This is a genomic window from Janthinobacterium sp. C22, from assembly GCF_057919405.1.
In genome coordinates this window covers 4,563,294-4,578,321 of sequence record NZ_CP193659.1, presented here as the reverse complement: position 1 = coordinate 4,578,321, position 15,028 = coordinate 4,563,294, and the positions used below count along the sequence as shown (strand labels likewise).

The 15,028-nt window shown below is 61.9% G+C and carries 12 protein-coding genes and 3 pseudogenes; 14 read left to right on the top strand and 1 reads right to left on the bottom strand.

The annotated features are described in order from the left end of the window. Positions 1 to 77: 77 nt before the first annotated feature. From bamA to ACRHIG_RS21375, 10 genes and pseudogenes are all read left to right on the top strand, one after another. Positions 78 to 2,413, top strand: a pseudogene (gene bamA, locus ACRHIG_RS21420) (outer membrane protein assembly factor BamA). A gap of 51 nt (positions 2,414 to 2,464) precedes the next feature. Then, positions 2,465 to 2,983 carry an OmpH/Skp family outer membrane protein gene (locus ACRHIG_RS21415; RefSeq protein ID WP_046684967.1) on the top strand — a complete coding sequence of 173 codons (519 nt, stop codon included), beginning with the start codon at positions 2,465 to 2,467 and terminating at the stop codon, positions 2,981 to 2,983. 21 nt (positions 2,984 to 3,004) lie between these two features. After that, the gene (lpxD, locus tag ACRHIG_RS21410) at positions 3,005 to 4,060 is read left to right on the top strand and encodes a UDP-3-O-(3-hydroxymyristoyl)glucosamine N-acyltransferase (protein WP_475414237.1); all 1,056 of its coding nucleotides are present in this window, start codon (positions 3,005 to 3,007) and stop codon (positions 4,058 to 4,060) included. A gap of 22 nt (positions 4,061 to 4,082) precedes the next feature. Next, positions 4,083 to 4,550, top strand: a complete 468-nt coding sequence (fabZ, locus tag ACRHIG_RS21405; protein ID WP_489630856.1) for a 3-hydroxyacyl-ACP dehydratase FabZ — start codon at positions 4,083 to 4,085, stop codon at positions 4,548 to 4,550. Next, positions 4,550 to 5,341 carry an acyl-ACP--UDP-N-acetylglucosamine O-acyltransferase gene (gene lpxA / locus ACRHIG_RS21400; protein WP_475414235.1) on the top strand — a complete coding sequence of 264 codons (792 nt, stop codon included), beginning with the start codon at positions 4,550 to 4,552 and terminating at the stop codon, positions 5,339 to 5,341. The genes fabZ and lpxA overlap by 1 nt, the downstream gene beginning before the upstream one ends. Next, positions 5,325 to 6,508, top strand: a pseudogene (gene lpxB / locus ACRHIG_RS21395) (lipid-A-disaccharide synthase). Before lpxA ends, lpxB begins: the two are co-directional and overlap by 17 nt. Positions 6,509 to 6,552: 44 nt before the next feature. Continuing rightward, the gene (rnhB, locus tag ACRHIG_RS21390) at positions 6,553 to 7,191 is read left to right on the top strand and encodes a ribonuclease HII (protein WP_489627834.1); all 639 of its coding nucleotides are present in this window, start codon (positions 6,553 to 6,555) and stop codon (positions 7,189 to 7,191) included. Next, complete coding sequence (locus ACRHIG_RS21385) at positions 7,188 to 7,973, top strand: TrmH family RNA methyltransferase (RefSeq protein WP_475414232.1); 786 nt, start codon at positions 7,188 to 7,190, stop codon at positions 7,971 to 7,973. The genes rnhB and ACRHIG_RS21385 overlap by 4 nt, the downstream gene beginning before the upstream one ends. A gap of 22 nt (positions 7,974 to 7,995) precedes the next feature. Next, positions 7,996 to 8,190: a hypothetical protein gene (locus tag ACRHIG_RS21380; protein ID WP_489627833.1), complete on the top strand. Its 195-nt coding sequence runs from the start codon at positions 7,996 to 7,998 to the stop codon at positions 8,188 to 8,190. Further along, a complete protein-coding gene (locus ACRHIG_RS21375; RefSeq protein WP_489627832.1) occupies positions 8,142 to 9,209 on the top strand; it encodes an aminotransferase class V-fold PLP-dependent enzyme in 1,068 nt (355 codons plus the stop codon). The genes ACRHIG_RS21380 and ACRHIG_RS21375 overlap by 49 nt, the downstream gene beginning before the upstream one ends. 112 nt (positions 9,210 to 9,321) lie before the next feature. On the opposite strand, the gene ppsR is transcribed toward ACRHIG_RS21375, so the two are convergent. Beyond that, positions 9,322 to 10,170, bottom strand: coding sequence for a posphoenolpyruvate synthetase regulatory kinase/phosphorylase PpsR (ppsR, locus tag ACRHIG_RS21370; protein WP_475414230.1), 849 nt, complete (start codon positions 10,168 to 10,170; stop codon positions 9,322 to 9,324). 152 nt (positions 10,171 to 10,322) lie between these two features. Between ppsR and ppsA the strand changes: the two are divergent. The 4 genes and pseudogenes from ppsA to ACRHIG_RS21350 all read left to right on the top strand — a co-directional run bounded on the left by ppsA (position 10,323) and on the right by ACRHIG_RS21350 (position 14,953). Next, positions 10,323 to 12,754, top strand: a pseudogene (gene ppsA, locus ACRHIG_RS21365) (phosphoenolpyruvate synthase). Positions 12,755 to 12,901: 147 nt separating this feature from the next. Next, the gene (locus ACRHIG_RS21360; protein ID WP_070304020.1) at positions 12,902 to 13,399 is read left to right on the top strand and encodes a Dps family protein; all 498 of its coding nucleotides are present in this window, start codon (positions 12,902 to 12,904) and stop codon (positions 13,397 to 13,399) included. 177 nt (positions 13,400 to 13,576) lie between these two features. Further along, positions 13,577 to 13,993 (top strand): NfeD family protein, encoded by a 417-nt coding sequence (locus ACRHIG_RS21355; protein WP_489627831.1) that lies wholly within the window; start codon positions 13,577 to 13,579, stop codon positions 13,991 to 13,993. A 15-nt stretch (positions 13,994 to 14,008) separates the two neighbouring features. Next, positions 14,009 to 14,953, top strand: coding sequence for an SPFH domain-containing protein (locus tag ACRHIG_RS21350; RefSeq protein WP_326458630.1), 945 nt, complete (start codon positions 14,009 to 14,011; stop codon positions 14,951 to 14,953). The last annotated feature ends 75 nt before the right edge of the window (positions 14,954 to 15,028 follow it).

Sequence of the window (15,028 nt, the reverse complement as noted above, 5' to 3'; positions counted from 1 at the left end):
GGTTGATGCCATTGCGTGAGTCGCACAAGCAATCTTTTGTGTATGTTGTCCATTGATTTACCCATTGAATAACCCCAATGAAATTACATTCTGCTCGTTTTGCCTTGCCTTCCTTTCGCCGCAGCCTGATCGGCGCCGCCGTCATGGCCATCTGTTCCGGCCACGCGCTGGCCGTCCAGCCATTTACTGTCAAGGACATCCGGGTCGAAGGGATCCAGCGTACTGAAGCGGGCACCGTCTTCGCCTACCTGCCGGTGCGGGTCGGCGAAACGTTCTCCGACGAGAAGAGCGTTGCCGCCATCAAGGCCCTGTATGCAACGGGCATGTTCAAGGATGTGCGCCTGGAAGCCGATGGCGACGTGCTGGTGGTGCTGGTCGAGGAACGTCCGGCCATCGCCAGCGTGGCATTTACCGGTACCAAGGAATTTGAGAAGGACGTGCTGGTCAAGGCCCTGAAGGAAATCGGCGTCGGTGAAGCCAAGATTTTCGACAAGGCGTCCGTCGACCGCGCGGAACAGGAACTCAAGCGCCAGTACCTGTCGCATGGCCTGTACGGCGTGAAGATCACCACCACCGTCACGCCGATCGAGCGCAACCGCGTCAACGTGGTGTTCGCCGTCGACGAGGGCGACGTGGCCCGCATCAAGCAGATCAACATCGTCGGCAACAAGGCCTTCACGGACAAGGAACTGCGCGAGCAGCTGGCCCTGAACACGGGCGGCTGGTTCAGCTGGTACACCAAGGCCGACCAGTATTCGAAGACCAAGCTGACGGGCGACATCGAGTCGCTCAAGTCCTTCTACCTGGACCGCGGCTATATCGAGATGCAGGTCGATTCGACGCAGGTGTCGATCACGCCCGATAAAAAAGACATCTACCTGACGATCAACATCACCGAAGGCGAGAAGTACAAGATCGCCGGCACCAAGTTCGAAGGCGAGATGTTCGGCCGCGAAGAAGAGCTCAAGGCGCTGAACCTGATGCGCGAAGGCGAGATCTACTCGGGCGCGCGCCTGACGGCGACGAACAAGCGTATCCAGGACCGCCTGGCCACGTTCGGCTACGCGTTTGCCAACGTCAACGCCAATCCCGAGATCAACCGCGAAAAGCACGAAGTCGGTTTCACCTTCTTCATCGATCCGGGCAAGCGCGTCTACGTGCGCCACATGAATATCGCCGGCAACACCACCACGCGCGATGAAGTCATCCGCCGCGAATTCCGCCAGTTCGAATCGTCCTGGTACGACAGCAACAAGATCAAGCTGTCGCGCGACCGCGTCGACCGCCTCGGCTACTTCAAGGACGTGACCATCGACACGCCGGAAGCGCAGGGCACGACCGACCAGGTCGACGTCAACGTGACGGTGGTGGAAAAACCAACGGGTAACTTCCTGATCGGCGGCGCGTTCTCGCAATCGGAAAAATTCACCCTGTCGGCCTCGATTTCGCAAGCCAACTTCGCCGGTAGCGGCAACACGGTCGGCATCGAACTCAATACCAGCCACTACAGCCGCACGATCGCGTTTTCGCAAACCAATCCGTACTACACGGACGATGGCATTTCGCGCAGCTTCGAAGTCTACCTGCGGACGACGGAACCGCCGGCGCTCAACATCGGCAGCTACAAGATCAAGCAGACCGGTGGCCGCGTCAGTTTCGGCGTGCCGTTCTCGGAAGTCGACACTGTCTTCTTCGGCATCGGCGCCGAGCGCTCGCGCATCGAAACGGACATCACCAGCCCGATCCGCTTCAAGCAGTACGTGATCGACAATGGCGGCCCGTCCGACGGTATCGGTTCGGCCACCACGAATTCCATCCCGCTGACGGCGGCATGGCAGCGCGACAGCCGCGACAGCGCCCTGACGCCATCGATCGGCCGCTACCAGCGCGTCAACCTGGAGGCCGACCTGATCGGCGACCAGAAATACTTCCGTGCCATCTATGAGCACCAGTATTTCCGTCCGCTGTTCAGCAAGGTCACCCTGGCGCTGAAGGGCGAGCTCGATTACGGCCACGGCATCGGCAAGCACGTCTACCCCGTCTTCAAGAACTTCTACGGCGGCGGTATCGGTTCGGTGCGCGGCTACCTGAGTTCCTCGCTGGGCGCGGTCGAACCGAGCACCAACGATGCCTTGGGCGGCGCGTCGCGCCTGATCGGTAACGCGGAACTGCAGATGCCATTCCCCGGTTCGGGCAATGACCGCAGCTTGCGCTGGTTCGGTTTCCTTGACGGCGGCCAGGTCTACCAGGAAGGCGAAAAATGCGGATCTCGCAATTGCGCTATTCTGCTGGCTTGGGCATCAGCTGGATTTCACCCGTGGGCCCGCTCAAGCTGAGCTATGCCAAACCGCTGAACGCCAAGCCGACGGACCGCCTGGAGCGCTTCCAGTTCCAGATGGGCACCGGTTTCTAACCGGCCATCTGAACGGGGGCGACAGCTTTTACCTTTTGACCATGGAGTATCATGAACACCGCATCCGCTACCCTGCCCAAGACCCTTGCCGTGATCGCATTGTGCTGGAGTTCGCTGTTGCCGGTGCAGGCGCAGGCTCAGGAGTCGAAGATCGCCTGGATCAGCAGCGAACGTATTTATAACGAATCGAGGCTGGCCAAGCTGGCCAGCGCCAAGCTGGCCGAAGAGTTCCGCTCGCGCGAAAAAGCCGTGCAGGAACTGGCGGCCCGTTTCAAGGTGGCCAACGAAGCCCTGGAAAAGGACATGCCGACCCTGAGCGAAGCGGAGCGCGCCAAGCGCCAGCGCGAATTTTTCGAGCTGGACAAGGAACTGCAGCGCCGCCAGCGCGAGTTCCGCGAAGACCTGAGCCAGCGCACGAACGAAGAGCGCAGCGCCATCGCGGAAAAAGCCAACACCATCATCCAGCAGATGGCGCATATCGAAGGATATGACATCGTGCTGCAGGAAGCCCTGTGGGCCAGCCCGCGCATCGACATTACCGACAAGGTCTTGAAGGCGCTGGACAAGTAACATTAGAATAGAGGTAAATAGATGGGCACTCGACTAGGAGACTTGGTCGAACGCTTCGGCGGACAATTGGCGGGCGATCCCAATCTGGAAGTTTCAGGGATCGCGCCGCTGGCCGACGCCGGCGCTTCGCACATCAGCTTTCTGAGCAATAGCAAATTCCGCGCACAGGCGGCCCAGAGCGGCGCCGCGGCGCTGATACTCACGCCGGCGGACGATGCGCTGATCGGCGGCGACTACGCCGGCGCGCGCATCGTCACCCCGAATCCCTATGTGTATTTCGCGCGCGCGGCGCAGTATTTCGCCGCCCTGCACGAGATCAAGGCGCCGGCCGGCATCCATCCGCGCGCCTTTGTCGATGCCAGCGCGCAGGTTGACGCCAGCGCCTCCGTCGGCGTGCACGCGGTAATCGAAGCGGGCGCCGTGATCGGCGCCGGCTGCGTCATCGGCCCCGGCTGCGTGGTGGGGCGCGACGCCGTCATCGGCGCCGGCACGCAATTGCTGGCCAACGTCACCTTCCACGCGCGCTGCGTGATCGGCCAGCGCGGCATCGTCCATTCGGGCGCCGTGATCGGCACCGACGGATTCGGCTTTGCCAACGAAGGCGGCGTGTATATCAAGATACCGCAGACGGGCAGGGTGGTGATCGGCGACGATGTCGACATCGGCGCCAACACCACCATCGACCGTGGCGCGCTGGCCGACACCATCATCGAAGATGGCGTCAAGCTCGATAACCAGATCCAGATCGGCCACAACTGCCATATCGGCGCGCACACGGCCATGGCCGGCTGCGTCGGCGTGGCCGGCAGCGCCATCATCGGCAAGTACTGCACCTTCGGCGGCGCCGCCATGGTGCTGGGTCACCTGACCATTGCCGACCGCGTCCACGTGGGCTCGGGCAGCATGGTCTCGCGTTCGATCGCGGAGCCGGGCCAGTACACGGGTTTCTATCCGCTGGCCAAGAACGCCGACTGGGAAAAGAGCGCCGCCATCGTGCGCAACCTGTCAAGCATGCGCGAGAAGATCCGCGCGCTTGAAAAAACAATTAAAACACTGACCACGCAAGACGAAAAATGACTACTGAAAAAAGACCCTCGACATCCTCGCCATCAAATCGCTGCTGCCGCACCGCTACCCGTTGCTGCTGGTTGACCGCGTGCTGGACTGGGAAGCGAACAAAACCATCACCGCCATCAAGAACGTGACGGTCAACGAAGAGTTCTTCCAGGGCCATTTCCCGCACAAGCCGGTCATGCCCGGCGTGCTGATGATCGAAGCGCTGGCGCAGACGGCGGCCCTGCTGTCGTTCCTGACGATGGGCGTGAAACCGGACGAAAATTCGGTGGTGTATTTCGTCGGCATCGACAATGCGCGCTTCAAGCGTCCAGTCGAACCGGGCGACCAGCTGAAGATGGACGTGGAAATCCTGCGCGTTTCGCGCGGCATCTGGAAATACAAGGCGGTCGGTACGGTCGACGGCAAGCTGGCGGTGGAAGCGGAACTGATGTGCACCATCCGCAGCGCGCAGGATGCGAGCCAGTCTATGAGCCAGCCAGCGGGGCAGTAATGGCGGCCATCCACTCCACGGCGGTCATCGATCCGAAGGCCGAGCTCGACAGCTCGGTCGAGGTGGGTCCGTACACCATCATCGGTCCGCATGTGCGCATCGGTGCCGGCACGAAGGTGGGCCCGCATGTGGTCATCGACGGCCACACGACGATCGGCAGCGGCAACCACCTGTTCCAGTTTTCTTCCATCGGCGCGCAGCCGCAGGATAAAAAATGGGCGGGCGAGGCCACGCGCCTGGAAATCGGCGACCGCAACACCATCCGCGAATTCTGCACCTTCAACACGGGCACCGTGCAGGGCGGCGGCGTGACGCGCCTGGGCAACGACAACTGGATCTCGGCGTATGTGCACCTGGCGCACGACTGCCTGGTGGGCAACAATACGATCTTTTCGAACAACGCCCAGCTGGCGGGCCACGTGGAGATCGGCGACTGGGTCATCATGAGCGGTTTCGCCAATGTGCACCAGTTCTGCAAGATCGGCGCGCACGCCTTTGTCGGCATGAGCACCAGCCTGACGCAGGACGTGCCGCCTTTCGTGCTCCTGAACGGCAATCCGGCGCAGGCCCACGGCGTCAATATCGAGGGTTTGAAACGCCGCGGTTTTACGCGCGAACAGATCAACGGCATCCGCACCGCGTATAAGCTCATCTACCGCTCCGGACTGACCCTGGAAGAATCCAAGGCGGCCCTGTTCGAAGAAGAAGCGGCAGCGTCGCCCGAGGTGGCGGAACACATTCGCGCCATGCGCGAATTTTTGGGCGTGGCGTCGCGTGGCATCGTCCGCTGACCAGTCCAGCGGCCTCGGTGTCGCCAATGTCGCCATCGTCGCCGGCGAGGTGTCGGGCGACCTGCTGGCCAGCCGGTTGCTGTCGGGCCTCGTGCCGCAGCTGCCCGGTGCCCGTTTCCACGGCATCGGCGGCGAGCACATGGCCAGGCAGGGCTTTGTGTCCGATTGGCCGCTCGACAAGCTGACCGTGCGCGGCCTGTTCGAGATCATTCCCCGCTACCGCGAAATCAAGGGCATCCAGAACGCGCTGCGCGACCAGCTGCTGGCCGAGCGTCCCGCCGTCTTCATCGGCGCCGACTACCCGGGCTTTAACCTGGGACTCGAGCAGCAGCTGAAGGAAGGCGGCATCCCCACCGTGCACTACATCGGGCCGCAGATCTGGGCCTGGCGCGGCGGGCGCATCAAGAAAATCATCAAGGCCGTCTCGCACATGCTGGTGATCTTCCCCTTCGAGGAAGAGATCTACCGCAAGGCGGGCGTGCCCGTCACCTATGTCGGCCATCCGCTGGCCGAGATGATCCCCCTGCAGCCCGACGAAGCGGCCGCGCGCCGTGTCCTGGGCTTGCCGGAAGACGCGAATGTCGTGACCCTGATGCCGGGCAGCCGCATGGGCGAACTCAAATACAATACGGCGGCGTTTGTCGGCGCCTGCAAGCTGCTGCTGGCGCGCGACCGTTCGCTGCGCTTCGTCGCGCCCATGGCCGGCGAAAAGCAGCGCCAGTACTTTTGCAGCTGATCCGTGAGGCGGGCTTGCAGGACGTCGAGATCCTGCTCACCGATGGCGGCTCGCACACGGCCATCTGCGCCGCCGATGCGGTGCTGGTGGCCTCCGGCACGGCATCGCTGGAAGTGGCGCTGTACAAGAAGCCCATGGTCATCGCCTACAAGATGATGCGCGCCTCGTGGGAAATCATGCGCCACATGGGCTACCAGCCGTGGATTGGTTTGCCGAACATCCTGGCGCGTGATTACCTGGTGCCCGAGCTGCTGCAAAACGCGGCCAGCCCGCAAGCGCTGGCGGACGCCATGTGGCAGCAGCTGAGCGACGTGCCGGGCCGTTTGCGCCTGGTGCAGCGCTTTACGGACATGCACCACAGCCTGCTGCGCGACAGCGCGCGCGAAAGCGCCAACGCCGTCATGCAGGTCATCGCCGCCAACCGCAAGTAACGCCCGATCACCGCTTCAACCGCAGTACCAACCAAAGATTCAACGTGAAAAATATCTATCCTGGCCTGTTTGACGACTTGCCATTCTCGCTCGACGAAATCATCTGCGGCGTCGACGAGGCAGGGCGCGGTCCGCTGGCCGGCCCCGTCTTCGCCGCCGCCGTGATCCTCGACCCGAACCAGCCGATCGACGGCTTGCGCGACTCGAAAAAACTAACCGAAGCCAGGCGCGAGCTGCTGGCGCCGCAGATCAAGGCCAAGGCTTTGGCCTGGGCCATCGCCGAAGCGTCGGAAGAGGAAATCGACCGCCTGAACATCTTGCAGGCGTCGATGCTGGCCATGCGCCGCGCCGTCGAAGCCCTGGCGACCGTGCCGACCCTGGCCCTGATCGACGGCAACCGCTGCCCCGTGATGCCGGTGCGCGGCATGGCGATCGTCGGCGGCGACGACAAGGTCGATTCGATTTCCGCCGCCTCGATCCTGGCCAAGACGGCGCGCGACGCGGCGCTGGTGCACCTGCATGCGGCCTATCCCGAGTACTGCTTCGACCAGCACAAGGGCTATGGCACAAAATTGCACCTGGAGCGCCTGCACCTGCACGGCGCCTCGCCCGTGCACCGCCGCTCGTTCGCGCCCGTGCGCAACGTCATCGCCCTGTTTGGCGGGCAGGAGGTGGTCGCATGAAGACGATTACCTCGCGGGACAATGCGCAATACAAGGATTTATTGAAGCTGGCGGGCAGTTCCCAGGCGCGCCGCAAGTCGGGCCGCACCCTGCTCGACGGCGTGCACCTGTGCCAGTCGTACCTGCAGCTGCGCGGCATGCCGGAGCAGTGCATCGTCAGCGAAAGCGCCTTGCAGAACCCCGAAGTGGCGGACATCGTCGGTCAGCTGGAAAGCCGGCGCGCGCACGTACTGGGCTTGCCCGACGCGCTGTACCACGCGGTGAGCCAGGTCGAGCACGGCGTGGGCGTGATGTTCCTCATCGAGACGCCGGAACGGGCCGTCACGCAGCCCCTGAGCGTGTCGGCCGTGCTGCTCGATAACCTGCAAGACCCGGGCAACGTGGGCTCCATCCTGCGCAGCGCGGCCGCCGCCGGCATCACGCAAGTGTACTGCAGTGCCGGCACGGCCTTCTGCTGGTCGCCCAAGGTGCTGCGCGCGGCCATGGGCGCGCACTTCGTGCTCGACATCTTTGAAAACGTCGACCTGGCGGCACTCGTATCGAACGCCAAGGTGGCGACGCTCGCCACCAGCGGCTACGCCACCCAGCGATTGTACGACGTCGACCTGCGCCAGCCCGTCGCCTGGCTGTTCGGCCATGAAGGGCAGGGCGTGGCCGACGACCTGCTGTCGATGGCGACGCACCAGGTGGTCATTCCCCACCTGGGGCAGATCGAATCACTGAACGTGGCCGCCTGCGCCGCCGTGTGCTTCTTCGAACAGCTGCGCCAGGGCCAGTCCTGACACTTTCGCACCGAGGCCAGCCATGCCTGATTATCCTGTTTTCCCTTTGCTCGCCGACGGTGCCGCACGCGACGAGGCCTGGTGGCGCCAGATCGCCGCGTTGTATCCCGCGCCGCCGGACGCCATCGTCAACCTTGAGCATGGCTATTTCGGCGCCATGGCGGCCCCGTGCAAGCGGCCTTCGAGCAGGCCGTGCGCTACACGAACGAGCAACTAAGTCCCTTCGTGCGCGGAGAATTCACGCGCACGCATGTGGATATTCTGCGCCAGCGCGTCGCCGCGCTGATCCATGCGCAGCCGCACGAGATCCTGCTGACCCGCAGCGGCACCGAGTCGATGCAGGTGCTGATCACGCAATACCACGGACTGGCGCCCGGCGATACGGTGCTGTGGAGTAATCTTGACTATCCGGCCATGCGCACGGCCATGCGCTGGCTGGCGCAGCGCCGTGGCGTCACCAGCACGCAAGTCGCCTTGCGCTTGCCCATCGGTGATGACGAGATCATCGCCCGTTACGCGCAAGCCATGCGCCAGGCCGTCAAGCCGAAATTGCTGCTGCTGTCGCAGGTGGCGCCGGCCAATGGCCAGCAACTGCCGCTGCAGGCCATCATGGCGCTGGCGCGCGAACACGGCATCGACGTGCTGCTCGACAGCGCCCATGCGCTGGGACAGCTCGACGTGGACGTGCAAGCCATGGGCGTCGATTTCGCCGGTTTCAATCTGCACAAATGGCTGGGGGCGCCGGCGGGACTCGGTGTCGTGTATATCCGTGCATCGCAGCTGCACAAGATCGAGCCGCATTGTGGCGACGACGATTATCCGCTTGACGATATCCGCAGCCGCCTGCACATGGGCATGCCGCCGATCGGCGCCATCCTGGCCGCGCCTGCCGCCTTGGACTTCCATGCGCGCCTGGGCGGCACGCCGGCCAAGACGGAACGCCTGGCCTGGCTGCGCAATTACTGGGTCAGCCGCGCCGCGCAGCTGCCTGGCGTGCGCATATTGTCGCCGCTCGATGCCAAGCGTGGCACGGCGCTGGTCGCCTTCGCCGTCGACGGCATGAGCGCGCGCGATCTGCAGCAAGCCTTGCTGCAGCGCTTTGGCATATTCACCGTGCAGCGCAATGTCGGCGATGCCGACATCGTGCGCGCCACGGTGGCCGTCACGACCACCACCGCTGAACTGGACCAATTGGTGGCGGCGCTGACGGTGCTGTCCCGCGAGGCGAACGCCTGACAAAACCGTCGCGAGCGGAAGGGAGAGGTGGCCGAGAAGCGCAACCGTACTTCTAGTACGGTGAGCATCGCAAGCCGCCTATACCGACGCGCAGCAGGTTTGGTCAGGCGCTCTAGTACTCGCGGCGGTTCGGCTTGATCTCTTGCAGGATCGTCGTGGAGATCTCCTCGATCGACTTGGTGGTCGACGAGAGCCAGCGGATGCCTTCGCGTTTCATCATCTTTTCCGCCTCGTTGACCTCGTAGCGGCAGTTTTCAATCGCCGCATACTTGCTTCCTGCGCGTCTTTCGTTGCGTATTTCCGACAAACGTTCGGGCGTAATGCTTAATCCGAAAATTTTATTCTTAAATTCCAGCAGGGCCGATGGCAGCTTGTCGCGCTCGAAATCGTCGGGAATCAGCGGATAATTGGCCGCCTTGATACCGTATTGCATGGCCAGATACAGGCTGGTCGGGGTCTTGCCAGAGCGCGAAACACCCACCAGAATGACATCGGCCGAGGACAGGTTCTTGTGCGACTGGCCATCGTCGTGCGCCAGCGAATAGTTGATCGCCTCGATGCGGTTCTTGTATTCCTCGCTGTCGACGATGTTGTGCGAACGCCCGATGGTATGGGTCGACATCACGCCCAGTTCCTGCTCCAGCGGGGCGACGAAGGTCTGGATCAGGTCCATGTGCATGCCGCTGGACTTGCGGATCACGGCCGACAGGTCGTTCTTCACGAGGGTGGAGAAAATGATGGGGCGCTGGCCATCGGCGGCGAAGGCTTCGTTGATCTTGCGCGCCGCCTCGTAGGCCTTGTCCATGGTGTCGATGAAGGGCAGGCGGATCTGGCGGAAGCGCAGATCGAACTGCGTCAGCACCGAATGGCCGAAGGTCTCGGCGGTGATACCGGTGCCGTCCGAAACGAAGAAGACGGTGCGGGCCGCGGCGGGCAGAGGAGGGCGTGGTTCTTGTGTCATGGGTCTTTGGATCGAGATTGTGCGTCGTCAATTTGCGCCGCACAAGGTAAAATGGCTGTAACGGTATGATTGTGCTGCACGACGCCAAGAATAACAAGAAGACTGTCTGTGCGCCGCGCGTAAAGATTTCTATCATCAGTAAGGGTGTCATTATGACCAACGCAGTATCGCAACAGCAGAAAGACAAGGACGCGGTGTATGTTGCCTCGTTCGAGCATTTGCGCATGACGGATGTTGAATCCGTCGGCGGCAAGAACGCCTCCCTGGGCGAAATGATCAGCCAGCTGGCGGAAGCCGGCGTGCGCGTGCCCGGTGGCTTTGCCACCACGGCGCAGGCATTCCGCGACTTCCTCTCGTATAGCGCCAACGGCGGCTTGCCGCTGGCCGAACGCATCGCCCAGCGCCTCGAAGGGCTGAACATCGATGACGTGCGCGCGCTGGCGCAAGCCGGCGCCGAGATCCGTCAATGGATCGTCGAAACCCCGTTCCAGCCACGCCTGGCCGCTGAAATCGATCAGTTCTACGCCAAGCTGGTGGCCGATTCCGACACGGAAATGTCGTTTGCCGTGCGTTCCTCGGCCACGGCCGAAGACTTGCCGGACGCGTCTTTTGCTGGCCAGCAAGAAACCTTCCTGAACGTGGTCGGCATCGACAACGTGCTCGAGGCCATGAAGCAGGTGTTCGCTTCGCTGTACAACGACCGCGCCATCTCCTACCGCGTGCACAAGGGCTTTACGCACGCTGAAGTGGCCTTGTCGGCCGGCGTACAGCGCATGGTGCGTTCCGACCTGGGCGCGGCCGGCGTGATGTTCACCATCGACACGGAATCGGGCTTCAAGGACGTGGTCTTCGTCACTTCCAGCTATGGCCTGGGCGAGACCGTGGTGCAGGGCGCCGTCAATCCCGACGAATTCTATGTGCACAAGCCGATGCTGGAAAAGGGCAAGTCGCCTGTGATCCGCCGCAATATCGGCTCGAAGCTGCTGAAGATGGAATTCACGAACGAAGCGAAAGCCGGCCGTTCCGTGAAAACCGTCGACGTGCCAGTGGAAATGCGCAACCGCTACTCGCTGAACGACAGCGAAGTGGTGGAGCTGGCAAAGTACGCCGTCATCATCGAGAACCACTACGGCCGTCCGATGGACATCGAGTGGGGCAAGGATGGCCGCGACGGCAAGCTGTATATCCTGCAGGCACGCCCTGAAACCGTCAAGTCGCAGCAAAAGGCGACCGACGTGCAGGAACGCTTCAAGCTGAAGAGCACCGGCACCGTGCTGACGTCGGGCCGCGCCATCGGCCAGAAGATCGGCGCCGGCCCCGTGCGCGTGATTCACGACCCGGCCGACATGGAACGCGTGCAACCAGGCGACGTGCTCGTTGCCGACATGACGGACCCGAACTGGGAACCGGTCATGAAGCGCGCGTCGGCCATCGTCACCAACCGTGGCGGCCGTACTTGCCACGCAGCAATTATCGCCCGTGAACTCGGCGTGCCGGCCGTCGTCGGCTGCGGCGACGCGACCGACGTGCTCAAAGACGGCACCTTTGTCACCGTGGTGTGCTCCGAAGGCGACGAAGGCAAGATCTACGATGGCTTGCTGGAAACGGAAGTATCGGAAGTGTCGCGCGGCGAATTGCCGAAGCTCGATACCAAGATCATGCTCAACGTGGGCAATCCGCAGCTGGCGTTCGACTTCCAGTCCGTGCCGAATGCGGGCGTGGGCCTGGCGCGTCTGGAATTCATCATCAATAACAATATTGGTGTGCATCCGCGCGCGATCCTGGAATACCCGAACATCGATGCCGACCTGAAAAAGGCCGTGGAATCGGTGGCGCGCGGCCACGCTTCGCCGAAGGCGTTCTATATCGACAAGCTGGCCGAAGGCATCGCCACCATCGCCGCCGCGTTCTGGCCGAAAAAGTCATCGTGCGCCTGTCCGACTTCAAGTCGAACGAGTACAAGAAGCTGATCGGCGGTTCGCGCTACGAGCCGGACGAGGAAAACCCGATGCTGGGCTTCCGCGGCGCGGCGCGCTACCTGTCGGCAGACTTCTCCGAAGCGTTCAACATGGAATGCGAAGCGATGAAGCGCGTGCGTAACGACATGGGCCTGACGAACGTGGAAATCATGGTGCCATTCGTGCGTACCCTGGGCCAGGCCGAGAAAGTCATCGACCTGCTGGCGAAAAATGGCCTGAAGCGCGGCGAGAACGACTTGCGCGTCATCATGATGTGCGAAGTACCGTCGAACGCCATACTGGCCGACCAGTTCCTCGACCATTTCGACGGCTTCTCGATCGGCTCGAACGACCTGACCCAGCTGACCCTGGGCCTGGACCGCGATTCCGGCATGGAATTGCTGGCCGCCGACTTCGACGAGCGCGATCCTGCCGTGAAAGCCCTGCTGGCCCTGGCCATCAAGGCTTGCCTGGCACGCGGCAAGTACATCGGCATCTGCGGCCAGGGGCCTTCCGATCATCCGGACTTCGCCGTCTGGCTGATGGAGCAGGGTATCGAGTCGATGTCCCTGAATCCCGACTCGGTGATCGATACGTGGCAAAAGCTCGCTGCGCTGAAAGCGTAAGCGTCTTTCCCGTCCGCTGAAAAACCCGCTGCCGCTGACCCGGCAGCGGGTTTTTTTATGCCTGCCATGGGGCGCACGGGAGTATCCGATGGGCTTGCGCCAGATCAGCTAAAATGATTCCACCAATACATTGAAACGGGAGTTCACATGGCAAGCAAGAAACCGAGCAAGGTGGCAAAGATCGACATCGGCATTTCCGAGGCGGACCGCGCGAAGATTGCGGAAGGCCTGTCCGGCCTGCTGGCCGACAGCTACACCTTGTACCTGATGACCCATAATTTTCACTGGAACGTCAAGGGACCGATGTTCAACACCCTGCACCTGATGTTCATGACGCAATACACGGAACAGTGGGCCGCGCTGGACCTGATCGCCGAGCGTATCCGCGCTCTCGGCTATCCGGCGCCCGGCACCTACAAGGAATTCGTCAAGCTTGCTTCGATCAAGGAAATCGACGGCGTGCCGCCGGCCCTGGACATGGTCAGCCACCTGGTGGCGGCGCAGGAAGCGACCGCGCGCACGGCGCGCCGCCTGTTCCCGCTGCTGGAAAAAGCCAATGACCAGCCGACGGCCGACCTGATCACGCAGCGCCTCGATCTGCATGAAAAGACGGCGTGGATGCTGCGCAGCCTGCTCGAGGAATAATTGGCTGGTCTGGCGGCGCTAATTCGCCCCCGGCTATTGACGTCATCTGGAATTGCGTTAGACTGCTTGTATATAGGTGTTTGGCAAGAATAATATCAGGCAGTACAGCGCATTAAACCCCGTCGCTTATATAGGCTGCGGGGTTTTTTATTTTGGATTCACAAAGATGGAGGCATCATGGCTGAATGGGTAGGCTGGTTTGTAGCGGCTGGCGCGGTATTGATCCTGGAGCTGTTCACGGGCACGTTTTACCTGCTGATGATCGCCATCGGCATCAGTGCCGGAGGATTGGTGGCGCTGGCCGGCGGAAATGGCAGTTGGCAGGCCTTGACGGCCGCCGTGGTCGGCGTGGCGGCTACGCTGTTATTGCGGCGCAGCCGTTTTGGCAGGGCGGGGCGGCGCGATGCGGCGCAGGATCCGAATGTGAATCTGGATATCGGCCAAAGCGTGACGGTCGCGCATTGGGTCGATGGCGTGGCGCGCGTCATGTATCGCGGCGCCTTGTGGGATGTGGAACTGATTCCCGGCAGCGATACGCAGGCCGGTCATTACACGATACGTGCCGTGCGTGGCAGCCGTTTGATTGTTGGATAACCTGGAGAATAGATTATGGAAGTAAGTATCGGAAGCATGTCGCTGATCTTGTTATTGCTGGCGTTGGTATTTGTCTTCAAGACGGTCAATGTGGTGCCGCAGCAGCATGCGTGGGTGGTGGAACGTTTGGGTAAGTTCCATGCGGTATTGGGGCCTGGCCTGAATATTGTCGTGCCTTTTGTTGATCGTATCGCTTACAAGCACGTGCTTAAGGAGATTCCACTCGACGTGCCGCCGCAGGTGTGCATTACGCGTGACAATACGCAATTGCAGGTGGATGGTATTCTGTATTTCCAGATTACCGATGCGATGCGTGCTTCATACGGCTCGTCGAATTATATTGCCGCCATTACGCAACTGGCGCAAACGACCTTGCGTTCGGTGATCGGTAAAATGGAACTCGACAAGACATTTGAAGAGCGCGACCATATCAATACGGCCATCGTGAATGCCATCGATGAATCGGCGGCGAATTGGGGCGTCAAGGTATTGCGCTATGAAATCAAGGATTTGACGCCGCCCAAGGAAATTTTGCATGCGATGCAGGCGCAGATTACGGCCGAGCGCGAAAAGCGCGCGCTGATTGCCGCCTCGGAAGGGCGCAAGCAGGAGCAGATCAATATCGCCAGCGGCGAGCGGGAAGCGAATATTGCCCGTTCGGAAGGCGAGAAGCAGGCATCGATCAACCGCGCCGAGGGCCAGGCCACGGCCATCGTCGCGCTGGCGCAGGCCAGCGCCGAAGCGTTGCGCCAGGTGGGCGCCGCCATCCGCGAGCCCGGCGGTGAAGATGCCGTCAACCTGAAAGTGGCCGAGCAGTATGTGGGCGCCTTCGCGCAATTGGCGAAAACGAATAACTCGATTATCGTACCGGCCAATCTGGGCGATATGAGCGGTTTGATCGCTACGGCGATGCAGGTGGTAAAAACGCAGAAACCGAAAAGCGGCGTGGCCATTCCTTGATTGCCTGCCGCTTGGGTGAATAGCAAATCCGTAGCATGTTTGTTGTCCAAACTGCCCGCTGTATAGCGGGCAGTT